This window comes from Ferrimonas futtsuensis DSM 18154 (genome assembly GCF_000422645.1).
Classification (GTDB): Bacteria; Pseudomonadota; Gammaproteobacteria; order Enterobacterales; family Shewanellaceae; genus Ferrimonas; species Ferrimonas futtsuensis.
Genome location: NZ_AUGL01000001.1, coordinates 396385 through 418907 on the forward strand (window position 1 = coordinate 396385; position 22523 = coordinate 418907).

At 59.1% G+C, this 22523-nt stretch carries 22 protein-coding genes and 1 rRNA gene; 7 read left to right on the forward strand and 16 right to left on the reverse strand.

Annotated features, from left to right (window positions below):
* Positions 1-36: 36 nt before the first annotated feature.
* The 7 genes from G505_RS0101935 to ftsY form a co-directional block, all read right to left on the reverse strand.
* Positions 37-909, reverse strand: coding sequence for a nuclear transport factor 2 family protein (locus tag G505_RS0101935; RefSeq protein ID WP_211219918.1), 873 nt, complete (start codon positions 907-909; stop codon positions 37-39).
* 234 nt (positions 910-1143) lie between these two features.
* Complete coding sequence (locus G505_RS0101940; protein WP_028108049.1) at positions 1144-2022, reverse strand: AraC family transcriptional regulator; 879 nt, start codon at positions 2020-2022, stop codon at positions 1144-1146.
* A 66-nt stretch (positions 2023-2088) separates the two neighbouring features.
* Complete coding sequence (locus G505_RS0101945) at positions 2089-2373, reverse strand: YkgJ family cysteine cluster protein (protein WP_028108050.1); 285 nt, start codon at positions 2371-2373, stop codon at positions 2089-2091.
* Positions 2374-2441: 68 nt separating this feature from the next.
* Complete coding sequence (gene rpoH / locus G505_RS0101950; RefSeq protein WP_028108051.1) at positions 2442-3302, reverse strand: RNA polymerase sigma factor RpoH; 861 nt, start codon at positions 3300-3302, stop codon at positions 2442-2444.
* An 84-nt stretch (positions 3303-3386) separates the two neighbouring features.
* Positions 3387-4340 carry a permease-like cell division protein FtsX gene (gene ftsX, locus G505_RS0101955; RefSeq protein WP_028108052.1) on the reverse strand — a complete coding sequence of 318 codons (954 nt, stop codon included), beginning with the start codon at positions 4338-4340 and terminating at the stop codon, positions 3387-3389.
* Complete coding sequence (ftsE, locus tag G505_RS0101960; protein WP_028108053.1) at positions 4337-5014, reverse strand: cell division ATP-binding protein FtsE; 678 nt, start codon at positions 5012-5014, stop codon at positions 4337-4339. The genes ftsX and ftsE overlap by 4 nt, the downstream gene beginning before the upstream one ends.
* 3 nt (positions 5015-5017) lie before the next feature.
* Positions 5018-6295, reverse strand: a complete 1278-nt coding sequence (gene ftsY, locus G505_RS0101965) for a signal recognition particle-docking protein FtsY (RefSeq protein ID WP_028108054.1) — start codon at positions 6293-6295, stop codon at positions 5018-5020.
* A 124-nt stretch (positions 6296-6419) separates the two neighbouring features.
* Here ftsY and rsmD point away from each other — a divergent pair, with 124 nt between their 5' ends.
* Together rsmD and G505_RS0101975 are read left to right on the forward strand one after the other, a co-directional pair.
* Positions 6420-7025, forward strand: coding sequence for a 16S rRNA (guanine(966)-N(2))-methyltransferase RsmD (rsmD, locus tag G505_RS0101970; protein WP_028108055.1), 606 nt, complete (start codon positions 6420-6422; stop codon positions 7023-7025).
* Positions 7025-7267, forward strand: coding sequence for a DUF1145 domain-containing protein (locus tag G505_RS0101975; protein WP_028108056.1), 243 nt, complete (start codon positions 7025-7027; stop codon positions 7265-7267). The genes rsmD and G505_RS0101975 overlap by 1 nt, the downstream gene beginning before the upstream one ends.
* On the opposite strand, the gene G505_RS22250 is transcribed toward G505_RS0101975, so the two are convergent.
* On the reverse strand, positions 7261-8265 hold the full coding sequence (locus G505_RS22250; protein ID WP_051215794.1) for a sensor domain-containing diguanylate cyclase: 1005 nt from the start codon (positions 8263-8265) through the stop codon (positions 7261-7263). The genes G505_RS0101975 and G505_RS22250 overlap by 7 nt on opposite strands.
* 336 nt (positions 8266-8601) lie before the next feature.
* Between G505_RS22250 and G505_RS0101985 the strand changes: the two genes are divergently transcribed.
* Positions 8602-9756: a cyclic di-GMP phosphodiesterase gene (locus G505_RS0101985; RefSeq protein WP_028108057.1), complete on the forward strand. Its 1155-nt coding sequence runs from the start codon at positions 8602-8604 to the stop codon at positions 9754-9756.
* Positions 9757-9858: 102 nt separating this feature from the next.
* Positions 9859-10632, forward strand: a complete 774-nt coding sequence (locus G505_RS20290) for a ZIP family metal transporter (RefSeq protein ID WP_051215795.1) — start codon at positions 9859-9861, stop codon at positions 10630-10632.
* A 29-nt stretch (positions 10633-10661) separates the two neighbouring features.
* Here G505_RS20290 and G505_RS0101995 read toward each other — a convergent pair whose 3' ends face one another.
* Positions 10662-11078 carry a YybH family protein gene (locus G505_RS0101995; protein ID WP_028108058.1) on the reverse strand — a complete coding sequence of 139 codons (417 nt, stop codon included), beginning with the start codon at positions 11076-11078 and terminating at the stop codon, positions 10662-10664.
* 92 nt (positions 11079-11170) lie between these two features.
* Here G505_RS0101995 and G505_RS0102000 point away from each other — a divergent pair, with 92 nt between their 5' ends.
* Positions 11171-11722, forward strand: coding sequence for a lysophospholipid acyltransferase family protein (locus G505_RS0102000; protein ID WP_028108059.1), 552 nt, complete (start codon positions 11171-11173; stop codon positions 11720-11722).
* On the opposite strand, the gene G505_RS0102005 is transcribed toward G505_RS0102000, so the two are convergent.
* The 4 genes from G505_RS0102005 to hutC all read right to left on the reverse strand — a co-directional run bounded on the left by G505_RS0102005 (position 11710) and on the right by hutC (position 17035).
* Positions 11710-12969, reverse strand: a complete 1260-nt coding sequence (locus G505_RS0102005; RefSeq protein ID WP_425402165.1) for a mechanosensitive ion channel family protein — start codon at positions 12967-12969, stop codon at positions 11710-11712. The two genes, G505_RS0102000 and G505_RS0102005, sit on opposite strands and share 13 nt — an antisense overlap.
* 119 nt (positions 12970-13088) lie before the next feature.
* Entirely contained in the window at positions 13089-14621 is a 1533-nt protein-coding gene (gene hutH, locus G505_RS0102010) for a histidine ammonia-lyase (RefSeq protein WP_028108061.1), read from the reverse strand.
* The gene (gene hutU, locus G505_RS0102015; RefSeq protein WP_028108062.1) at positions 14621-16309 is read right to left on the reverse strand and encodes a urocanate hydratase; all 1689 of its coding nucleotides are present in this window, start codon (positions 16307-16309) and stop codon (positions 14621-14623) included. The genes hutH and hutU overlap by 1 nt, the downstream gene beginning before the upstream one ends.
* An 18-nt stretch (positions 16310-16327) precedes the next feature.
* The gene (gene hutC, locus G505_RS0102020; protein ID WP_028108063.1) at positions 16328-17035 is read right to left on the reverse strand and encodes a histidine utilization transcriptional repressor HutC; all 708 of its coding nucleotides are present in this window, start codon (positions 17033-17035) and stop codon (positions 16328-16330) included.
* A gap of 109 nt (positions 17036-17144) precedes the next feature.
* On the opposite strand from hutC, the gene hutI reads away from it, so the two are divergent.
* Entirely contained in the window at positions 17145-18374 is a 1230-nt protein-coding gene (gene hutI, locus G505_RS0102025; RefSeq protein WP_028108064.1) for an imidazolonepropionase, read from the forward strand.
* A 71-nt stretch (positions 18375-18445) separates the two neighbouring features.
* Positions 18446-19132: an acireductone synthase gene (gene mtnC, locus G505_RS0102030; protein ID WP_028108065.1), complete on the forward strand. Its 687-nt coding sequence runs from the start codon at positions 18446-18448 to the stop codon at positions 19130-19132.
* 26 nt (positions 19133-19158) lie between these two features.
* On the opposite strand, the gene G505_RS0102035 is transcribed toward mtnC, so the two are convergent.
* The 3 genes from G505_RS0102035 to rrf all read right to left on the reverse strand — a co-directional run bounded on the left by G505_RS0102035 (position 19159) and on the right by rrf (position 22440).
* Entirely contained in the window at positions 19159-19563 is a 405-nt protein-coding gene (locus G505_RS0102035; RefSeq protein WP_028108066.1) for an acyl-CoA thioesterase, read from the reverse strand.
* 112 nt (positions 19564-19675) lie between these two features.
* A complete protein-coding gene (locus tag G505_RS20295; protein WP_051215796.1) occupies positions 19676-21514 on the reverse strand; it encodes an AMP-dependent synthetase/ligase in 1839 nt (612 codons plus the stop codon).
* 811 nt (positions 21515-22325) lie between these two features.
* Positions 22326-22440, reverse strand: a 5S ribosomal RNA gene (gene rrf, locus G505_RS0102045).
* Positions 22441-22523: the final 83 nt, after the last annotated feature.

Below are 22523 nucleotides of genomic sequence, written 5' to 3' on the forward strand. Positions count from 1 at the left end.
CCAGCAACCGCTGGCCCTTTTCGATGGTACGGCAGGTTAGAAGCCAAACTTGCCGTTGCTGTTGGCCCACTGCTCCTGGGGCGGAATCGCTTCGATGGTGTCCCAGTGCTCGACAATCTTGCCTTTGCTCAGGCGGAACAGATCGTAGAAGGCCACATGCTCACCGAGGAACTGGCCCTCACTCACCGACAGCACGAAGTTGCCCTTACCCAGGGTGATGTGGTGCTTGGAGTAGATCATCGAGGTGCCCGCGTCCGCCAGTGCCCCCAGGGCAGCGAACAGTCCCTCCAGATCATCGGCCACCCCTGGGTTGTGCTGCAGGTAGTCGCCCTTGCCTCCGTCGATGTAGTTACTGATGTCCCCTGTGCCATCCATCAGGATGGTCTCGACGAACTCATTGACGATCATGATGTTTTCGTCAGTCTTATCCAGATCTTGTATGCGGGTCTCGCCGTCGAACTGGGTGCGGCCGCTGGCGTTGGGCGGCGCAATCTCCTGCAGGTTGTCCCAATGTTCCACGATCAGGCCATTCTCAAAACGGAAGATGTCGAAGCCCGCTTTGGGGCCGAAGAAGTTGTACTCGGTATGAGCCACCACGTACTCACCGTACTCGAATACCCGCTTCACGTCCGCCTTGGCGCTGCCCTCCGGCAGCGCCTGCAGTGCCTCACCGAAGCCAGCCAGGCCATCTTTCACCGCCAGGTTGTGCTGAATGTATTTGTTGGGGTTGATGTAAGCCACCGGCTCCTGATCACCGGTCTCGATGCTCTTCAGCAGGGCCACCACCTTCTGCTCCTTATCGGTCAGGGCGGAGGTCTCATCGTCGGAGTCGGAATTGGCGCAGCCCACCAGGCCCAGTGCCAGAACCATCGAGGTGGCGGTAGCCAGAAGTTTGATCTGCTGTTTCATAACTGTCTCTCCCTTGGAATCTGGACACCATCCTAGATTCTTCCCTCGGGTGAGACACGGTGGGTCCACGCCTAAAAATGGTAAATGTCGAACAATTAAATTGACTAACCAGGGTTTGAAAGGGGAGTTAAACAACCGCCATGGCAACGAAGATCATCAAATGTCTGCAAACGTTAGGGCAATAGAGCAAACTGCGCACAAACTTTATCAATCACCCGCTTGGTGAATCCCCACCTACAGAGTGGGCGTGATGAAACTGTGACGAAACTGGCTGGGCGTCATCCCCACCTGCTTTTTAAAGTACTTAACGAAATTGCTGGCATCTTCAAACCCCAGGTCCAGTGCCATCTGCGAGGAGGTGTCCTGGCTGACCACCAGCCGCCGCTTGATCTCCAAAATGGCATAAGCGTCGATGGCCTGCTTGGCGGTCATCTCCATGGCGGCCTTACACAGACAATTGAGGGTCTTATAGGTAATGCCTATCTGACTGGCGTACCAGTTGGCGTCCCGGGTCTGATGAAAGTGGTTCTCCAGCAACCCAATGAAACGTCCCAGTCGGGCGCGCTGCTCATCCGGCAGTCTCTCCTGGCGTTGTTGTGGCTTCAGCCTGTGAAGCAACAGATTCAGCGCGGAGAACAGGTGCATCACCATCAGTGAATCCGGCCGCTCCAGAGCGGTTTCCGCCGCCATCTCACCGGTCAGGGCACGACAGCGGGCCAGGTTATCGGCATCGAGTTGGGTCAGCGGATGGTGATGTTGATTCAGATGGGTGGGGGTAAAGCTGGTCAGGCGCATCTGATTATGCAGCTTGTCCAGGAAGCCCTGGGTGAACAGCAACAGCTTCCCTTTCAGCTCAGCACTGAAACGGAAGGCCTGAACCTGGCCCGGCTGCACAAAGACCACGCTTCCCGGCGAAACGGGGTACTCCTGAAAGTCCACCATGTGACGGCCCTGGCCCTGCTCAATCAACAACAGTTGGAAGAAGCGGATACGATGGGGAAGCTGGGGATCGTGCCGCTTCATGGTGCGGCCAGACAGGGACTGCAGAGACAGGATCTCAAGCTCTGCCTGATTGGTTCGATTGAGATCAAACCCCACCTTGGGAATCGCCATCCCTGTCTCCACTTCTGTTACCGACAGCCCAGTGTACTGGCTGCCGTCACAGGCGCAAGCAGGAGGTCAGGCCTTGAGCGCCGCTCCAGCCCTCAGGGTTTCATAGGTGTCCTGCTCGAGCAGGGTGAGGGTCGCCATCGCCTGGGCGTCGGTACCACCGCACAGGTCGGCGTCCGGCTTGAAGGCGCCGCACACCACAGGTCGCGCAGGCTGACCGAACAGCTTGCACAGGTTGTTGTCATCCAGCTGGATGCAGCGCACGCCGGCGGGCTTGCCATCGGGCATGCCGGGGATGGGGGAACTGATAGAGGGGGCGATGCAGCAGGCACCACAGCCGAGACGACACTCCATACTTCCCCCTTAACCGACTCGGGCCGGCAGAGCCGACCCGAAAATTAACTGATTGAATTTAATGAACATTACTCCATCAAGTTCTTCAATTTCTTGATGGCGTTCTTCTCCAGCTGACGAATCCGCTCCGCAGACACCTGATAGCGCTCCGCCAGCTCCTGCAGCGTGGTCTTCTCCTCATCCAGCCAGCGGGTCTTGAGGATCTCCTGGCTGCGCTCATCCAGGGTGCGCAGGGCGGCGTAGAGCCTGTCCTTGGACTGGCTATCGTGATCTTCCTGCTCGATCTCCAGCGCATGATTGGAGCTCTGATCCTCCAGGTAATGCACCGGGGCAAAGCTCACATCGGGCTCATCGGGCTCGTTGGGGATGTCGAAGGAGGCATCCTGGGCCGCCAGACGGGATTCCATCTCCAGCACCTCGGACTCACTCACACCCAGAGACTCGGCCACGGTCGCGACCTCCTCCTGGGTAAACCAGCCAAGGCGCTGTTTGGCTTTACGCAGGTTGAAGAACAGTTTTCGCTGGGCCTTGGTGGTGGCCACCTTGACGATACGCCAGTTCTTCAGAACGTATTCGTGGATCTCCGCCTTAATCCAGTGCACCGCGAAGGAGACCAGACGCACCCCTACCTCGGGGTCGAAACGTTTCACCGCCTTCATCAGGCCGATGTTGCCCTCCTGGATCAGGTCCGCCTGGGGCAGGCCATAGCCGGAGTAACTCTTGGCAACGTGAACAACGAAACGCAGATGGGACATGATCAGCGCCTTGGCCGAATCGATGTCGCCCTCCTGGCGCAAACGCACGGCCAGGTGGTACTCCTCGTCTGCTGACAGCATGGGGATGCCATTGACGGACTGGATGTAGGACTCCAGACTGCCGCCCCCCTGGGGGACCACCATCAAACCCAATGCTTGTTTTTTGTCGCTCATCGATACCTCAGAATTCAACTGGACCGGAGAGTCTATCATGAAACGGGATCCGCTTCACAGCTTCCTCAGTCAGACCCTCAGAGGCTACTGAGGTTCAATGGCGGTGAGATGACGCTGAACCGACAGCCAGGCGCCCAACCAGCATAGCAGCACCGAGGTGCCTATCATGGAGCCCAGTTCAGACAGAGACAGGCCTTCGAGGCGGAAATTGCTCTGATAGCTGCTGACAAACTCGGCCAGGGCGCCATCGAACCAGATCAGCACCGCGCTGACACAGGTCCAGGCGATCACCGAGGCACTCAAGCCGTACCAGATGCCGGCATAGAGGAAGGGGCGGCGAATAAAACCATTGGTGGCACCCACCAGCTTCATCACCCGAATCTCATCCTGGCGCTGGGTGATGGCCATACGGATGGTGTTAGCGGTCACCAGCACCACGGCGCCGATAAGCAGGGCGGCCACGCCCCAGGCCATCTTGGACAGGCTGGCCATCAGCGCCTTGAGTTGCAACAGCCACTCCAGATCCAACCGGGCCATCTCCACCCCGTTGAGTTCAGACAACTTTCGTTTCAGCCGCTGCAGCCGCTCCACCTCGCGGTATTGCAGGCTGGGGAGCACCCGGAGCACCGGGGGCAGAGGGTTGTCGTCCAGGTACTGCAGGGCTTCGCCAAACTGAGACATCGCCTTGAAGTCCGCCAGGGAATCATCGGCAGAGAGATACTCCACCTGGCCAACCTCCTCCATGCCACGCAGCTGTGACTGCAAACTGGCCAGGCGCTGCTCGGACAATCCGGCATCGAGAAACAGGCTGATCTCCGTCGGATCGGTCCAGTGCTGTTGCACCTGAGCGGAATTCTTCACCAGCACCGCCAGCACAGTAGGCAGGCTCAGGCTGATCCCCAACACCGCCATCGTCAGCAGTGAGGTCAGTGGCAGACGCCACAGTTCGCCCAGTGAGGCAAACAGGTGACGAAAATGACTCTGGATATAGGCCATGAACCGGCGACCCAACGGCTGCTTGTCGGCACCCAGGCTCATGCGCGTGCTCCCTGAAAGTCTTCACTGATCATCCGGCCGTCCCTCAGGGTGAGGGTGCGGTAACGCATGCGGGCGATCAGACCCAGGTCGTGGGTGGCAATCAGCACCGAGGTGCCGGTGCGGTTGAAGGTTTCAAACAGCTTCATGATCTCCAGGGAGAGCTTGGGATCCAGGTTACCCGTGGGCTCATCCGCCAGCAGCAACTTGGGCTTGCTGACGATGGCGCGGGCGATGCCCACACGCTGTTGCTCCCCTCCGGAGAGGTGCTCGGGCAGATAGCCCAGCTTGTCGCCCAGGCCCACCAGTTCCAGGGCAGCCCCCACGCGCTTGTCGATCTCACTGCCGCGGTAGCCCTCGATGAGCAGCGGCAAGGAGACGTTTTCCCGCACGGTGCGGTCCATCAGCAGGTTGTGGTCCTGGAAGATGATGCCTATCTGGCGACGGAGGAAGGGGACCTTGCTGCGGGCGAGGCGCCCCACATCGTGGCCCAGCACCTGCACCCGGCCGGTGGTGGGCTTCTCGATGGCGGTGATCAGCTTGAGCAGGGTACTTTTACCAGCGCCACTGTGTCCGGTAAGAAAGGCCATCTCTCCCGGCTCAACGGCAAAATCCACCTTGTTGAGGGCCTGGAAGCCCCCGGCGTAGACCTTACTGACCTGCTCAAAGCGAATCATGGATTACTCGTTATCCTCGGTAAACAGTGCCTCGATAAAGGCGGTGCTGTCGAAGGGTCTCAGGTCATCAATGCCCTCACCCACGCCAATGTAACGTACTGGAATACCGAACTTATCGGCAAGTGCGAAGATCACACCACCTTTCGCGGTGCCATCCAGCTTGGTCAGGGTCAGGCCGGTCAGGGAGACCGCCTCATCGAACAGCTGAGCCTGGCTGATGGCGTTCTGGCCGGTGCTGGCATCCAGGGTCAGCATCACCTCATGGGGCGCCTTTTCATCCAGTTTCTTCATCACCCGGACGATCTTCTTCAGTTCGTCCATCAGGTGGGCCTTGTTCTGCAGACGGCCGGCGGTGTCGGCGATCAGTACGTCGACACCACGGGCCTTGGCGGCCTGCAGGGCATCGAAGATCACCGAGGCACTGTCGGCGCCGGTGTGCTGGGCAACCACGGGGATGTTGTTGCGCTCACCCCAGACCTGCAGCTGCTCTACGGCCGCCGCACGAAAGGTGTCACCCGCCGCCAGCATCACCGACTTGCCTTCTGCCTGGAACTGCTTGGCCAGCTTGCCAATGGTGGTGGTCTTGCCCACACCATTGACCCCAACCATCAGGATAACGAAGGGGCCGTCCGGGTTGTCGATCACCAGGGGCTTGTCCACCTTCTCCAGGGTCGTCCCCAGCTCACCCTTGAGGTGGGTAAACAGGGCTTCACTGTCCTTGAGCTCACCGAAGCTGGCGCGCTCGGTCAGGCTGTCGATGATGCGGCTGGTGGTCTCCACCCCGACATCCGCCAGCAGCAGCTGGGTCTCCAGCTCCTCGAACAGCTCATCGTCGATCTTCTTGCCCCGGAACAGGGCCAGGAAACCGCCACCGATGTTTTCGCGGGTTTTCTTCAGTCCCGCCTTGAGGCGAGCGAAGAAGCCTCCCTTCTCCTCCTCTTCGGGCTGAGTATTCGGTTCGGCCTCAGGCTCTGGCTCACTCTCGGGCTGAGGCTCAGCAGTCACCGCCTCGACAGCCTGCTCGATTGCGGGCTCGGCCTCCACCTGAGGCTGCTCCTCTGGCTTGGGCTCCACCACCGCCTCCGGCTGGCTCTCTACAGCCCCCGGCTCCGCCTCTGCTGGCTTTTCAGCAGCTTGTGGCTTGTTGGGTTCATCTTGAGAAACCTGAGGCGCCTGCTCAGAGTCGGAGGGAGCGGGTGCGGCCTGCTCGGGCTGCTGCTCAACCTCGTCGTGCTTCTCGTCTTTGTTTCGGCTAAACCAGGAAAAAATGCCTTTCGCCATCTCTTAAACCTTTACTGATGTTCGGGTCCCGCTGTGGTTAGGCTTGGGGCAGAGCCCCTGCTACAATAGCGAGTTTTTCAAGCGCCATAGTCTAACCACAAACGCAGCAAAAACCGAGGAATCCATGGCCAGAGGCTCGCGAAACCCCAAATCCCGCACATCCACCCAAGGTGGCAGTGGCCAGGTCCGCATCATCAGCGGCCGTTTTCGTGGCCGTAAACTGCCGGTGGCGGACCTCCAGGGCCTTCGCCCCACCACGGATCGGGTCAGGGAAACCCTGTTCAACTGGCTTCAGGGTGACACTCAGGATGCCCGGGTCCTCGATTGCTTCGCTGGCAGCGGAGCCCTGGGACTGGAGGCGCTGTCCCGTTACGCCACCAGTGTCACCCTGATGGAGCTGGACAAAGGGGCGGCCTCGCAGCTCAAACGCAACCTGGCGACACTGGGCGCCGACAACGCCAACGTGCTCCAGGGGGATACCCGCACCCTGCTGCAACAGGGTGGCCAACCCCAGGATCTGGTGTTTGTCGACCCGCCCTTCCGTCAGGGACTGGTGTCCCCGGTTCTGGCCCTGCTGGAGCAGGAGAACTGGCTGGCAGAGGAGGCCCTGATCTATGTGGAAACCGAATCTGAGCTGAGCCTGGAGGGCGTTCCAGCCCACTGGATGCTGCTAAAGGAGAAGGTGGCGGGCCAGGTGGCCTATCGACTGTTTCAGCGGGGGAGCAACTAATGGAATCTCTGTTTAAATTGGGCCGCGGTGTCACCCTGGTGGCCTGGGTGTTGATGATACTGAATCTTGTCACCCCTTTGCCCCTGGGTGAGTATCTGGCTCTGTTACTGCTGTTGACCCTGGCGGCCCACATCAGCTTGGCCGCAGTCACTCTGGTGGTGCGCCGTAGGGGGCTGGCGGCCACCGGCCGTGTATTGCTGTTTGGCCTGTTCGAATTCTATCGCCCTGACCAGGCTCACTGAAGCAACGGCTCTCCGCAGCAGCGGTTGCGGCCAAGTTCCTTGGCCCTGAGCAGATGACGGTCCAGGCGCTCCATCACTTCAGGGTCCATGCTGGTACGGTTCCAGCCACCGTAACCCACAGATACGGTGAAGGTAAGCGGCTCGGGCGTGGCCGGCAGGGGCGAGGCCATGGCCAGCAGGCGGACCTTCTCCGCCAGCCCGGCCAAATCCTTGAGGTTGATGCCAGGAATCAGCACCAGGAACTCCTCCCCCCCCCAGCGCACCACCAGATCTTCTTTGCGTACCGCGTCCCTGAGCAACGCGGAAAAGTGGCACAGCAGCTCATCCCCGGTGATATGACCATAGGTGTCATTCACCTGCTTGAATCGATCGATATCCAGCATCATCAGCCCCAGCACCATCTTGTCCGGTGACTTGGCTGCCAGGCGCCCCCCCAGAGAAAGCAGCTCTTCGAGCCGGCTCTCCATACCGCGACGATTGAGCAAGTTGGTCAGAGGGTCGGTGACACTGTCATTGGCCAGAGTCTTCCCAAGTTCCAGCAAATTCAGATCAGATTCGATGATGTTCACCACAGATTGCAGCAATGCCTGCCATTGGTGGATGTGGTCCTGACTCACCAGATCATAGATGCACAGGGTGCCGAACAGGCAGCCATCGGGCTGACGCACCGGCAGCCCCAAGTAGCTGAGCACCCCGACCCGGGTTTCCCGACCATTGGCCCACAGCGGCTCCTCCCAGGCGTTGTCCACCGCCAGGACCGAACCGGTTTTCATCACATGCTCACAGTAGAGATCGCAGATGGGAAATTTATCCCCGGGAGAGGTCAGGGGCGGACAGCCGTCGCTGGTGGCCAGGATCTTCATGTTTTCGGTGTCACAGCGAGAGAAGTAGGCTCCGGGCAGGCCGGTGACCTGACAGAGCATATTGAGCAGATGATTCCACTGCTTTTGGGCGTGATCTTCCAGTTCTCCTAGCAACTTGATGTCCTGTGCAGTCATGATCACTCCTCTGATGCAACCCAGCCCTCCAGGATTGAGTTCTTCGCCTGGCCGTATGACGGGCACCTAATTAATAAGGTAAGCAAAAGTTACCTGATTCGCGAACTGAATCTCTGCTTTACTGCCTCTAATCGGTGAATTAGGGCTTAAATGACATTTTTTTTACGTTAACAATGGCAGATAATGGGGAGAATGACGCTCGGCAAACTTAGGCACAATACAAATGGCCGTTAAACACTCGCGGGAGAGTTGATCTCAACGCACCAGTGGTTAAGGTAACTGAGTACCGGAGACCGAATCAGGGTCGCCCAAAAAGGAAAAGAACGCGACAACAAGATGAAAACCATCCCGATAGAGCAGTTGGCGCTGGGCATGTATGTGGAGAGCATCCCAGATCACTCGTCACTGTCCATGGTACAGAAAGGCTATATCCAGGACCCCTCGGCCCTGGGGGTGCTGCGCAACCTCGGGGTGGAGCGCATCATCATCGATCCCAGTAAGTCCAAAAAGCCCCCCGCCGGCGGTGCCAGTTCGGCCACCAAGGTTAAAGCGCCCCCCCAAAATAAAGCCAACCTCAAGAGTGAACTGCCCAGGGCAAAGAAACTGCTCAACCAGGCCAAGTTGCTGCAGTCCAGGCTGATGTCCGACGTCAAGCTGGGTCAAAAGATCGATCTGCAACCGGTGAACGCCATGGCGGATGAGTTTATCGGAAGCGTATTCCGTAATCCCAGCGCCCTGGCCTGCCTGCGCCTGATCAAGGATAAGGATGATTACCTTCTGGAGCACTCCCTGGGAGTGACCATCCTGATGACTCTGTTTGCCAGAGCCCTTGGGATCAGCGGCACCACCCTGCACCAGCTCTGTGTAGGCTCCCTGCTGCATGACATTGGGAAGGTCCGCATTCCCGAGGCGATCCTCAACAAACCGGGTAAGCTGACTGCCGAAGAGTTTGAGGTGATGAAGAGTCATGCGGCCCACAGCCGCACCATTATCGCCGCCACTCCCGGCATCAGTAAGGTAAGCCTGGATGTGGCCGCCATGCACCATGAAAAGCTGGACGGTACCGGCTATCCCATGGGCCTCAATGGGGAACAGATCTCCATGGCGGGCCGGATGGTCGCCATCTGCGACATCTATGACGCCATGACCGCCGATCGGGTCTACCACAAGGGCATGGCCCCCACCCTGGCCCTGAAGCGCCTGCTGGAGATGACTCCTCACGCCCTGGATAAAAACCTGGTGGTGAAGTTCATCCAAACCCTGGGCGTCTACCCCAATGGCTGTATGGTAGAACTCTCCAGTGGCAAGGTTGGCATTGTCATGGAGACTCAGGACAGGAAGCCCACCAAACCCCTGGTCAAGGTGGTCTACAACCTGAAAAGCAACACCCACGTGATGCAGTCGGAGATTGAGCTGGAAAAGCACAACGATTCCATCGTCAAGGCGATCGACCCAAGAGACTACAAGTTGGATCTGACCAACTACCTCTAGAAAGGGATGACAGACAAAGGGGCTGGGCAGCCCCTTTTGTTTCTGGACTTCGTTGATGAGACAGGTTAACGTACGCACCCCAGTTGAGAACAGTTATCATTTATGAACTACTTGATCGCCAGTCTGCTGATCCTGGCCGTCGGCCCCATTCTCCACCATGGTCTGAAAAACCAGACCGGAATCATCACCGCCATCGGCGCCTTCGTGATGGTCTCCCTGGGTGGCCTGGTAATATTCGATGTTTTGCCCCAGGTAGTGACCCTGGGGGGACTGCCAGCGATTCTCTTCGTTCTTCTGGGGCTGTTTGGCCCAACCCTGTCGGAGAAGCTGTTCAAAAGTCACTCCGCCTTTGCCCATAACCTGACGGTCGCCCTCGGGGTGTTTGGTCTGCTGCTGCATGCGGTCACCGATGGCAGCGCTCTGTTTATGGCTGCCAACGAGCAGGGCCCCCTGCTGCTGGCCTTCGGCATTATTCTTCACCGGATGCCCGCCGGCCTGGCGGTGTGGTGGTTGCTGCGTCCCGCCTACGGGCGACTGATCGCCACCGGGGTACTGGGGCTGATGATGGTTGCCACCCTGATCGGGTTCGAGCTGGGGCCAGAGCTGCTGCACCATATGACCGCCACCCACATCGTTTATCTTCAGTCCTTCGTTACCGGCTCCATCTTGCATGTGCTCTGGCATCGCCCCCATGAGCGTCACAGCCACGATCATGGTCACCACCACGGCGGCCTGCCAGCCATCAACTCCACTCACTGGATTGGCGGAGGCCTGGGCCTGCTGTTCCTGGTGCTGTTGATGGTGGCCCACCCGGATCACGGCCACAGCGGCGCCAGTGATCACCTCCATGGCGAGGAGCAACACCAGGGGCACTAGCGCCCTATCGGCCCCTTAGCTGGTCAGTGCTAACTGGTGTGATCGTGGACGATGCGCCACTGCCCCCCTAGCTTGCGAAAGATCAGGGTGAATTCGCCGCCCGGCTGGTCCTTTTCACGGATCAGGGTCCAACGACCCACCACCAGGGCGGCGTCCTCCGCCAGCATCTGCACCGACTCCAGCTCGAACTTCAACTGGCCCATGGTGGCGGCATCGGGATAACGATGCAGATACCCCTTGAGGGTGGTCTCCCAGCCGTACTTGATCTTGCCGCCGGAGATAAATCTCAGCTGGTCGCTGTGCCAGTAACCCTGCATGTAGCCGGGAATGTCTCCCCGGTTCCAGGCCTGACGCTGCTGCTCCAGCACCTGTCGGATCTCCACCTCGTTGGCCCACAGGCCCGCACTGAATAATACGGCCACCAGCCCTATCACCACACGCTTCATTCCACTCCTCCCTGAATTGGCCCGTTTTGGGGCACTTTTGCCAATTGGTATACTCAATAGACTATGCACCAGACACTAACCACCTGACCACTATGAGGCAATCTTTCTCCGCCTGGCTGCTCAAACGGCTTGGCTGGACCATCGAGGGTGAGATCCCCGCCCAAGGGCGCTACATCGTTGTCGTTGGTCCTCACACCAGCAATTGGGACTTCCCCCTGGGCATACTGGCCCAGTGGGCCCTGGGCATGAGCGCCAACTTCATTGGCAAGCACCAGCTGTTTCGCTGGCCCACCGGCTGGTTGTTCCGGGCCCTGGGTGGATTTCCGGTCAACCGAGGAAAGCAGAACAACCTGGTCAGCACCGCCGTCGAACTGTTTGCCACCCGGAAAAACTTCATCCTGGCTCTGGCCCCTGAGGGCACGAGAAAGCCGGTCTCCCGATGGAAAACCGGCTTCTATCACATCGCCCGTCAGGCCCGGGTCCCCATCTACTGCGCCGGACTGGATTTCAAGCAGCGCAGGGTGGTGATCCGTCCCCCTCTGATGGCGGGCGAGAGCATCACCGAGGATATGAACAACATCCTCGACTTCTTCCGCGCCATTCCAGGCAAATACCCCCAGCCGGTGCCCCGTTATGAGGAGTGAACGGCGGCCCGGGCAAAGTCCTGGCCTGTCGGCCGCTGCATCGGCTTGAGTTCGAACTCCGGCAATATGGCGAGCAGGTGATCGAAGATGTCTGCCTGGATCCCCTCGTAGTTGACCCAGCGAGTATCATTGGTAAAGCAGTAGATCTCCATGGGCAGCCCCAGTTCACTCGGCGCCAGCTGACGCACCATCATGGTCATCTCGGGGGTCAGGTGAGGATTGGTGCTGAGGTAGGCATCCAGATAGGCCCGCAGGCAACCCAGATTGGTCAGGCGTCGGCCGTTCACCGGCATCGCCATATCCTCACGCCCGGCATTGGCCTCAGCCAGCTCCGAATGCTTCTGCGCCAGGTAGGGAGTCAGCAGGCTGATCTCCTTGAGTTTCGCCAACAGCGCCTCATCGACAAACTTCACCGAATTCACATCCAGCAGGATAGCGCGCTTTATGCGGCGCCCGCCGGACTCCTGCATCCCTCGCCAGTTTCGGAACGAATCCGTCGTCAGGGCATAGGCGGGAATCATGGTGATCGTCTTGTCCCAATTCTGCACCTTGACCGTGGTCAGGGTGACCTCGAGTACCTCACCATCGGCACCGTATTTGGCCATCTCTATCCAGTCTCCCGGGCTGACCAGGCGGTTGGCGGCCAACTGGATCCCCGCCACAAACCCAAGGATGGTGTCACGGAACACCAACATCACCAGACCGGTTGCCACACCCAAGCCGGAGAGCAGATAGAGGGGCGACTTATCCAGCAGTATGCCGATAAACAGGATGAGGCCGACAATAAACAGGAACAGCTTGGTCAGCTGGACTATGCTCTGCACCGGCAGCCTGCGCCCTTCGGGACGGGTGGCGATCAGCATCCGCACGATGTCCAGAACTCCGAAAAACACCCTCAGCACCATCACCAGCATGACCAGTTCCAGTGCCCTCGAGATCAGGTTCTGCCAGGTGGGCCACAGGCTCAGCACCATGGGAGTAAACAGGTCCAGCACCACAACGGGGGCAATTTGGGCCAGCTTCTCCAGCACCCTGTACTGCTGAACCGGTGCAGACCAGGCAGTATTGCGCGCGATCACCTTGCGGGCGCCGCGCACCAGCACCCGCATAAACAGGCCATACACCAGCAAGGCGGTCATCAGAGCGATCACCGCCAGCACCACCACGGTAATGGGGTCGTCGCCCTTGGTGGGCATATCCAAGCTGGTCAGCCACTGGGCAAGCCAGTGACGCATCTCATTCTTAATCTCTTGTTCCACGCAGGGGTCCGTCAGTAGGGTAATGACTCCAGAATACTGGCAGAGCCATCCAGAAAAAAGCCCCGCAGGTGCGGGGCTTGTCTCAATTATAGGCCAGCTTGTCTATTTTACAGACTGGGAAGAATCCCTTTAGGTAACAAAACGTTGTAACCCGCTTCAAACAGCAGCGCTGTGGCCTTGGTGATGTCCGGCGCGAAGTACCTGTCCTTGTCGTAGAAGCTGACCCGCTGACGCAGCTGCGCCTTGGCCTGCTCCACCTGGACGCTGGCCTTCAGAGGCTTGCGGAAATCCAGCCCCTGAGCCGCCGCCAGCAGCTCCACCGCCAGCACGCCTCGGCTGTTCTCCGCCATCTCCCGCAGACGGCGGGCAGCGAAGGTGGCCATGGAGACGTGGTCCTCCTGGTTGGCCGAGGTGGGCAAACTGTCTACGGACGCAGGATGGGCCAGGGTCTTGTTTTCACTGGCCAAGGCCGCCGCCGTCACCTGGGCGATCATGAAGCCGGAGTTCACCCCGCCGTTGTCCACCAGGAAGGGCGGCAGGCCGGAGAGATTGCGGTCGATCAGCAGGGCGATGCGACGCTCCGCCAGGGCGCCAATCTCGGCGATGGCGATGGCCAGGTTGTCCGCCGCCATGGCCACGGGCTCCGCATGGAAGTTACCGCCGGAGATGATGTCACCCTCGTCGGCAAACACCAGGGGGTTGTCGGTGACGCCGTTGGACTCCACCAGCAACACCTCGGCCGCCTGGCGGATCTGGGTCAGACAGGCGCCCATCACCTGGGGTTGGCAGCGCAGGGAGTAGGGATCCTGCACCTTCTCGCAGCCGGCGTGGCTGTCACCCAGTTCGGAGTTGTCATCCAGCAGGTGACGGAACACCGCCGCAGAGTCCATCTGCCCACGTTGACCGCGCACTTCGTGGATGCGGGCATCGAAGGGGCGGCGACTGCCCAGGGCCGCTTCGACGCTCATGGCGCCAACCACAGACGCGCCGGCCCACAGGTCTTCGGCACGGAACAGCCCCTGAAGGGCCAGGGCGGTGGAGGCCTGGGTACCGTTGAGCAGGGCCAGGCCCTCCTTGGGCGCCAGCTCCATGGGGCTCAGGCCTGCCTTGGCCAGGCCGGTGGCGGCGTCGATGATCTCGCCGTGATAACGCACTTCGCCCTCACCCAGCAACGGCAGCACCATATGGGACAGGGGCGCCAGGTCGCCGGAGGCACCCACAGATCCCTTCTCCGGCACTATGGGGTAGACCTCGGCGTTCACCAGGGCGATCAGGGCATCGATCACCTCGCGGCGGATGCCGGAGAACCCCCGGGCCAGGGAGTTGATCTTCAGCACCATCATCAGGCGCACGGCACTGTCGCTCATGGGCTCGCCGGTACCGGCGGCATGAGACAGCACGATGGAGCGCTGCAGCAATGCCAGGTCATCCTTGCCGATGCGGGTATTGGCCAGCAGACCAAAACCGGTGTTGATGCCGTAGACCACCCGGTCCTCATCGATCACCTGCTGCACGGTGGCGGCACTCTTGTCGATGGCGGCATAGGCACTGTCGGCCAGGGTCAGCTTCAGCCGTTGCTGATCAATGTCGCGCAGCTGGGCCAGAGTCAGCCGGCCCGGATTCAGGGTCAGTTCCAGCATCATTTGTTCTCCATGGGCAGATCCAGGCCCTGCTCACGAGCGCAGCTCTTGGCGATGTCGTACCCGGCATCGGCATGACGCATCACCCCGGTGGCCGGGTCATTCCAAAGCACGCGGCCGATGCGGGTGTCGGCCTCGTCGCTGCCGTCACACAGGATGACGATGCCGGAGTGCTGGGAGAAGCCCATGCCAACACCACCGCCGTGGTGCAGGCTTACCCAGGTGGCGCCACCTGCGGTATTGAGCATAGCGTTCAGCAGCGGCCAGTCAGAGACGGCGTCGGAACCGTCCATCATCCCTTCGGTTTCCCGGTTGGGGGAGGCCACGGAGCCGGAATCCAGATGATCACGACCGATCACCACGGGCGCCTTCAGCTCACCGTTTTTCACCATCTCATTAAAGGCACGGCCCAGACGGGCACGATCTTTCAGACCCACCCAGCAGATGCGAGCAGGCAAGCCCTGGAAATGAATACGCTCACGGGCCATATCCAGCCAGTTGTGCAGGTGCGGGTCGTCGGGGATCAACTCCTTCACCTTCTGGTCGGTCTTATAGATGTCCTCTGGATCACCGGACAGGGCCACCCAACGGAAGGGACCAATGCCTTCACAGAACAGCGGACGGATGTAGGCCGGCACGAAACCGGGGAAATCGAAGGCGTTCTTCACCCCTTCTTCCAAGGCCATCTGACGGATGTTGTTGCCATAATCCAGGGTGGCGGCACCACGGGCCTGCAGATCCAGCATCGCCTGAACCTGAACCGCCATGGAGGCCTTGGCCGCCTTCACCACCGCAGCCTCATCGGTCAGGCGCATCTCGGCGGCCTGGGCCATGGTCCAGCCCTGGGGCAGGTAACCGTTCAGCGGATCGTGGGCAGAGGTCTGGTCGGTGACCACATCCGGGGTAATGTTCTTCTCCACCAGCTCGCCGAAGATGTCGGCAGCGTTGGCCAGCAGACCCACGGACACCGGCTTGCCTTCCGCCTTGGCCTGGTCGATCATCCCCATCGCCTCATCCAGGCTGTAGGCTTTCTTATCCACATACCCGGTACGCAGACGGAAATCGATGCGGGTCTCATCGCACTCCACGGCAATCATCGAGAAACCGGCCATGGTGGCGGCCAGGGGCTGAGCACCGCCCATGCCACCCAGGCCACCGGTGAGGATCCAGCGACCCGCCGCCTGTCCGTCGAAGTGCTTCTTGGCGACGGCCACGAAGGTCTCATAGGTGCCCTGGACGATGCCCTGGGTACCGATGTAGATCCAGGAGCCGGCGGTCATCTGGCCGTACATGGCCAGCCCCTTCTTATCCAGCTCATTGAAGTGCTCCCAGTTGGCCCAATGGGGCACCAGGTTGGAGTTGGCGATCAGCACCCGGGGGGCGTTCTCGTGGGTTTTGAACACGCCCACGGGCTTGCCGGACTGAACCAGCAGGGTCTCATCCAGCTCCAGGCGTTTCAGGGTTGCGACGATCTGATCGAAGCACTCCCAGTTACGGGCCGCGCGGCCGATGCCGCCGTACACCACCAGACCCTGGGGGTGCTCTGCCACATCCGGATCCAGGTTGTTCATCAGCATCCGCAGGGGGGCTTCGGTCTGCCAGCTCTTGGCGTTCAGTTCAGTGCCTCGCGGTGCACGGATCACCCGGCTCTCGTCCAGGCGGCTTGCGGTGTCCTTGTTGGTGCTCATCGTGATCTCCTCACTGTTCTAATTGTCCATCACCAGGTGGCCACCCAGCCGGTAGCGGCTTCCCGGGTGAGTCAGTCTGGCAAAGCTCACCGCACCGGAGCGACTCCATGTGCGGCGTAAAATTCTCAAACAGGGCTCGCTTGGCCCCAGTTGCAGCAACTCTGCGGTAGCCCGGTCCACCACCACCGCCTCCACCTCATGGTGGGCTTCGGTCAGGGGCGCAACCTGGCTCAGGTACTCATGGGGTGTCTGCAGGGCAAAGTCCTGATCCAGGTACCCAGGCACCAGGGCCAGGTTGACGTAGCGATGCTCCAGTTGCATCGGCAGTCCCTCCTCCAGATGCAACAGGGCGGTATGACCCACCTCGGTTCCCGGGGTCAGCCCCAACGCAATGGCCACCTCGGTGTCGGCAGCCAGCCGGGTCTTGGCCAGCACCTGAACCCTGTGGTCCCTGCCCCGCTCCTTCACCTCATCGGCGATGTTACGAATGGTCAGCATAGACCCCTGGGACTTCAGGGACGCCACAAAGGTCCCCTGCCCCTGACTGCGCACCAGCACTCCCTGCTCCACCAGCTCGGTAAGGGCCCGGCGAGCGGTCATCCGGCTACACTCAAACTGGGCGGCCAGGGCGTTCTCCGAAGGCACCTTGGCGTGCTCGGCCAACTTCCCCTGCTCTATCAGCTCGGTGAGGTGCTGCTTAATTTCAATGAATTTTGGTGCGGCCAAAATGGGCTCCCAGGGTGGTCTCTTCGATCAAAAATGACACAGACAACTTGTATATACAAGCAAAGATTGCCAGAATGCCGATAGATAATTTGAGCCCAAGGAGCACGAAATGGAGTGGGATCAGCTTTGGATAGACATCAACTTGGCCACCATGGATCCAGACAGATCAGGCAGTTATGGCGAGATTGAGGACGCCGCCCTGGCGGTCAAAGATGGCCGAATTGCCTGGGTGGGCCCGCGCTCTGAGCTGCCCGAGTTTGACCCCCTCTCCATGCCGGTGATCAAGGGCAACGGCCAGTGGCTGACCCCAGGCCTGGTGGACTGCCATACCCACCTGGTGTTTGCCGGCACCCGGGCCAGCGAGTTCGAGGCCAGGCTCAATGGCGCCACCTATGAAGAGATCGCTCGTCAGGGTGGCGGCATCCTTTCCACGGTCAAGGCCACCCGGGAGGCGGACAGGGAAACCCTGTTCCAGCTAGGCCGGGAGCGCCTCAATGCACTGCTGGCTGAGGGCGTGACCCGGGTAGAGATCAAATCGGGCTACGGGCTGGATACCGAAACCGAGCATAAGATGCTGAGCCTGGCCCGCTACCTGGGCGAGGTTCACCCCCTGGATGTCCACACCACCTTCCTCGGTGCCCACGCCGTGCCAGCCGACTATAAGGGCAAGGAACAGGCCTATGTGGACCTGGTGTGCGATGAGATGATTCCGGCCATCGCCGCCGACAAACTGGCCGACGCCGTGGATGTGTTCTGTGAAAACATCGCCTTCGATCTGGAGCAGACCGAGCAGGTGTTCCGCACGGCGCAGAAGCATAAGCTTCCGGTAAAACTGCACGCCGAGCAGCTGTCCAACATGGGGGGCAGCAAGCTGGCCGCCCGCTATCAGGCGCTGTCGGTGGACCACATCGAGTGTCTGGATGAGGAGGGTGTTCAGGCCCTGGCCGAGTCCGGCACCGTTGCCGTAATTCTCCCCGGTGCCTTCTACTTTCTCAGAGAGACCCGCAAGCCCCCCATCGACCTGCTGCGCCAGTACGGCGTCCCCATGGCGGTGGCGTCGGATTTCAACCCGGGCAGCTCCCCCCTGTGCTCTACACTTCTGATGATCAATATGGCCTGCACCCTGTTTGGCCTCACCCCGGCTGAAGCCCTGGCCGGCGTCACCCGCAATGGCGCCCGCGCCCTCGGCGTCGGTGACCGTGTGGGCCAGCTCAAAGTCGGTATGGAGGCCGATCTGGCTCAGTGGGCCATCGGCCACCCCGCCGAACTGGCCTGGCAATACGGCAACCGCCCCTGCAAAGCGGTCTACAAGGGCGGAAAAGTAGTACGAATGGGTTAAGTTAAAGCTGGCATTGAACACGCCTCGGCGCTAATATTTGCGCTGATGCGACTTTATTTATTGTAGGGACTATGGGAATTCAAGCCGTTATCGTAGATACCGCCGGTACCACCACGGATTACGACTTCATTCAGAAAGTGTTGTTTTCTTACTCAGCCAATGAGATGGCTAAGTTTATCGAAGACAATCAAGACCACGTGGTGGTTTCCCACTGTATCGATGACGTCAAGGAGTTGGCTGGCGAACCCGATGCAGAGCTGGCTCGCGTCGTTGAGATCCTGCTGGAATGGATCGCCCAGGATAAGAAGGCCACCCCTCTTAAAACCATCCAGGGAATGATCTGGCGCCAGGGCTATCAGAAAGGTGCGCTGGAAGGCCACATCTACCCCGATGCCATGGAAGCCCTGAAGTCCCTCAAAGAACAGGGCACGCGCATCTACAGCTACTCCTCCAGTTCCACGGAAGCCCAGGAACTGCTGTTCCAACACAGCCAGTTTGGTGACCTGCGCAACATGTTCCATGGCCACTTCGATACCCATGTGGGTCAGAAGGTGGAGTCTCAGGCCTACCGCAACATCATCAACACCATCAGCATGTGGCCCAACCTGATTCTGTTCATCTCCGACAGCCTGGAAGAGCTCAATGCCGCCAAGGCCGCGGGCCTGAAGACGTGCCAGATTGTCCGCTCCGACTCGATTCGACAGGGCAAGCATCAGGTGATTGAAGACTTCGGTCACCTCAAGCTCTCAAGCTTCTAAAAAAAGCGGCCAACCGGCCGCTTTTTTTAATCCCAGGGTTTGTCTCCAAGCAGGGGCCCCAGGGCCTCACGGATCTCATCGGGTATCCGCACCGGCTTCTCTTCGCCATAGTCATAGTGCACCATGGCCACTTCGGCCCTGGCCACCACCTTGCCCTCCTGAGAGGCCTGATGCCAGATCTTCAGTGAGCTGTTGCCCACCTGGTTGACCCCAGTGGTGATCACCACATCCTGGCCATAATAGGTTGGCAGAAGATAATCCACCTTGAACCCAGCCAGAATCAGGTTCCACTCTCTGTGGTCCAGGCTGGGGACAAAGCAGCGAAAGATCGGCGTGCGGGCCTCTTCAAACCAGACAGGCACCACAGTATTGTTGATGTGACCCAGGGCATCTGTTTCAGAAAACCTGGGACTCAGGGTAATGGTATGCATGGCAACTCCTTTTCTATGCATAAAAAAGGGTGCCTGTGAGGCACCCTCTTCGTCAAGCGTTCCGCTTAAGCCAAAACCGGTATCAACGCCCGAAGACTCAGGCAGCCTGATATTACTTCATCGACGCTTTCTTACGTCCGACCAGCTTTTTCGCCTTGCTGTACATGGCATCAATCTCTTCGGCAAACCGCTCGTTGATCACCTTGCGTCTCAGCTTCAGGGTTGGAGTCAACTCACCACGCTTCATGCAGAACTCACGGGGCAACAGGGTGAACTTCTTCACCTGCTCAAACTTGGCCAACTCCTGCTGCACCTCCTTCAGACGCTGCTCGAAATGCTCCACCACGTCTGAGTGTTGAATCAGTTCCAGCTGATCCTTGTATTTGATGCCCTTCTCCTTGGCCCAGCTCTCCAGGGATTCAAACGCAGGTACAATCAGTGCCGACACATAGTTGCGGGCTTCCGCCACCACCGCCACCTGTTCAATCAGAGGATCTCTGGCAACCATCCCTTCGACTCGCTGAGGCGCAATGTACTTGCCGTTGGAGGTCTTCATCAGCTCCTTGATGCGATCAGTGATGTGCAGGTGTCCCTCGTCATCCAGGTGGCCGGCATCGCCAGTCTTCAACCAGCCATCTTCGAAGACCTCTGCGGTCTCTGCAGGGCGGTTGTAGTAGCCCTTCATCACCGTATCGCCCTTCACCAGAAGCTCGTCATTCTTGCCGATCTTCACCTGAACCTCAGGCATGGGACGACCATTACCCTTGAGGCGGATGGACCCCGGCAAACCACAGCTGATGGTGGCCGTCGTTTCAGTCATGCCGTAACCGCACAACAGAGTGATCCCCACCGACTGAAAGAACTCGTGGACCACATCATCAAGCTTGGCGCCACCACAGGGCATAAAGCGGATCTCCCCGCCCAAGACTCCTCGTAACTTGGACAGCACCAGCTTATCGGCCAGCTGCACCAGTTGCTTGCGCACCGGGTTCAATCGTTGGTCATTGTTGGCCGCCTCGAAGCGGATACGTCCCTGACGCAGGGCCCAATAGAATAGGAACCGACGGGGAGCGGGAGCCTTACCCACCTTGTCGGCCACCGCGCTGTAGACCTTCTCGTAGAAACGAGGTACCGCACACATCACCGCAGGCTTAAACTCGGTCAATGCCTTCTGAACATCGGCAGGATTTTCCAGGAAGCCGACGTGACCACCTCGGCCCAGTGCAAACAGGGTCCAGCCCCGCTCAAATACATGAGACAGAGGCAGGAAGGCCAGGGAACGCTCTCCGGCGTTGAAGCTCAGGATGCGGGAATGCTGCCTGGTGGTACTGGCAAAATTGCGATAATCCAGCATCACCCCTTTGGGCTCTCCCGTAGTACCTGAGGTGTAGATCAGGGTCATCAGGTCATCCAGGCTGCGACCATCAAGACGCACCTGGTGCTGAGCCTGGCAGTAGTCGACGTCATACTCCAACAGCTCGTGGAAGTAATGCTGGACCACAGGACAATCGGCTTTGCTGATAGACGGTTTCATCAACACGATGTTGGTCAGGGTCGGACACAGCTCCACCACCTCAATGGCTTTGTCATACTGCTCCTGATCACCCACAAACAGCAGCTTGGCACCGGCATCATTGATGATATACCTGGCCTGATCTGCAGTATTGGTGGGGTAAATGGGTACAACAACGGAGCGGCACTGCATGGCAGCGAGATCGGTCATCGCCCAGCGATCGGAGTTCTGGGCAAAGATGGCCACCTTGTCCTGAGTTTCGATGCCCAGGTGGATCATCACCCTGGCCAGCTGGGTCAGCCTACCGCCCAGCTCACTCCAGCTGATGGGGTGCCACTCTCCCTTCTCACGATAGGAGATGGCGGGCTGCTGTGGCAGCGCCTTAATTTGGTCCTGAATCAGATCTACCAGATGCAGATCTTCGAGAAGTTGGGTCACTGCTTACTCCCACCGAAACGGATTTAGCGTACAGATGTTCACTGTTTTCAGCGAATCTTACCCAACTCAGACCGGCCAGGTAAGGTCGATCTCACTTAAATTGTGCAGCAGAGCACGTTCCACACCAACTGTTCAGACCAGTCATAGAGCAAATTCTCTAGGATCCTATTATTTCGGGGCCTGCAGAGGAAAATCTCCAAATGCAAAGCCCAAGAATACAGGCACAGGTCAACGCCGACCGACAGGTGAAATTCACTGCCTGAGAGAACACAAATAAAGCTTCTGGGTGTGATCGGAAAGTGTGTCTTTGATTTAAAGCCGCTGGGCCCTGGCATGCGCCAGGGAGGCGATTGCGCGTGAGGGACGGAAGGCTTCGTCTCTGCTTATTCATTAGGGTGCGGCTTCCCCCAGCACCGTCATGCCGGCGAACGCCGGTATCCAGTGTCTTCGGTTTTATTGTCCTTACTGGGCTCTGTAAGAAAAGACACCGGATCCTGATATTCATCAGGAAGACGATTGTGCGTGGGGGGCGGGAAGCACTTCGTTGCCCTTATCGAGCAACCAGGAAGAAGGAAAAAGCACAAACGAAAAAAGCCCGTAGCGTTAGCTACGGGCTTTCTCGTATTTGGTGCCTGACGATGACCTACTCTCACATGAAAACACCCACACCACCATCGTTGTTGCTGTGTTTCACTGCTGGGCGCCGGCGGCGGGAATGAGCGCATGGGATCAGGGGCCTGATCTCATGCGTGCTTTAGAACCTAAAACGAAAAAAGCCCAACCTTGCGGTTGGGCTTCTCTCTGAATAAGTGCCTGACGATGACCTACTCTCACATGGGAACTCCCACACTACCATCGGCGCTACTGTGTTTCACTTCTGAGTTCGGCATGGGATCAGGTGGGACCACAGCGCTATGGTCGTCAGACGAATTTGGAACAATTCGCACAAGCTGTTTTCTCGTTTGCATTTTCGCAAGCGCTTTTCTATCTGGGATTTCAAAACCCATTG

What these genes read in the sequence shown, in the direction of transcription:
- G505_RS0101935 (WP_211219918.1), bottom strand. Translation starts at nt 909, where the DNA reads ATGAAACAGCAGATCAAACTTCTGGCTACCGCCACCTCGATGGTTCTG.
- G505_RS0101940 (WP_028108049.1), bottom strand. Translation starts at nt 2,022, where the DNA reads ATGGCGATTCCCAAGGTGGGGTTTGATCTCAATCGAACCAATCAGGCA.
- G505_RS0101945 (WP_028108050.1), bottom strand. Translation starts at nt 2,373, where the DNA reads ATGGAGTGTCGTCTCGGCTGTGGTGCCTGCTGCATCGCCCCCTCTATC.
- rpoH (WP_028108051.1), bottom strand. Translation starts at nt 3,302, where the DNA reads ATGAGCGACAAAAAACAAGCATTGGGTTTGATGGTGGTCCCCCAGGGG.
- ftsX (WP_028108052.1), bottom strand. Translation starts at nt 4,340, where the DNA reads ATGAGCCTGGGTGCCGACAAGCAGCCGTTGGGTCGCCGGTTCATGGCC.
- ftsE (WP_028108053.1), bottom strand. Translation starts at nt 5,014, where the DNA reads ATGATTCGCTTTGAGCAGGTCAGTAAGGTCTACGCCGGGGGCTTCCAG.
- ftsY (WP_028108054.1), bottom strand. Translation starts at nt 6,295, where the DNA reads ATGGCGAAAGGCATTTTTTCCTGGTTTAGCCGAAACAAAGACGAGAAG.
- rsmD (WP_028108055.1), top strand. Translation starts at nt 6,420, where the DNA reads ATGGCCAGAGGCTCGCGAAACCCCAAATCCCGCACATCCACCCAAGGT.
- G505_RS0101975 (WP_028108056.1), top strand. Translation starts at nt 7,025, where the DNA reads ATGGAATCTCTGTTTAAATTGGGCCGCGGTGTCACCCTGGTGGCCTGG.
- G505_RS22250 (WP_051215794.1), bottom strand. Translation starts at nt 8,265, where the DNA reads ATGACTGCACAGGACATCAAGTTGCTAGGAGAACTGGAAGATCACGCC.
- G505_RS0101985 (WP_028108057.1), top strand. Translation starts at nt 8,602, where the DNA reads ATGAAAACCATCCCGATAGAGCAGTTGGCGCTGGGCATGTATGTGGAG.
- G505_RS20290 (WP_051215795.1), top strand. Translation starts at nt 9,859, where the DNA reads ATGAACTACTTGATCGCCAGTCTGCTGATCCTGGCCGTCGGCCCCATT.
- G505_RS0101995 (WP_028108058.1), bottom strand. Translation starts at nt 11,078, where the DNA reads ATGAAGCGTGTGGTGATAGGGCTGGTGGCCGTATTATTCAGTGCGGGC.
- G505_RS0102000 (WP_028108059.1), top strand. Translation starts at nt 11,171, where the DNA reads ATGAGGCAATCTTTCTCCGCCTGGCTGCTCAAACGGCTTGGCTGGACC.
- hutH (WP_028108061.1), bottom strand. Translation starts at nt 14,621, where the DNA reads ATGCTGGAACTGACCCTGAATCCGGGCCGGCTGACTCTGGCCCAGCTG.
- hutU (WP_028108062.1), bottom strand. Translation starts at nt 16,309, where the DNA reads ATGAGCACCAACAAGGACACCGCAAGCCGCCTGGACGAGAGCCGGGTG.
- hutI (WP_028108064.1), top strand. Translation starts at nt 17,145, where the DNA reads ATGGAGTGGGATCAGCTTTGGATAGACATCAACTTGGCCACCATGGAT.
- mtnC (WP_028108065.1), top strand. Translation starts at nt 18,446, where the DNA reads ATGGGAATTCAAGCCGTTATCGTAGATACCGCCGGTACCACCACGGAT.
- G505_RS0102035 (WP_028108066.1), bottom strand. Translation starts at nt 19,563, where the DNA reads ATGCATACCATTACCCTGAGTCCCAGGTTTTCTGAAACAGATGCCCTG.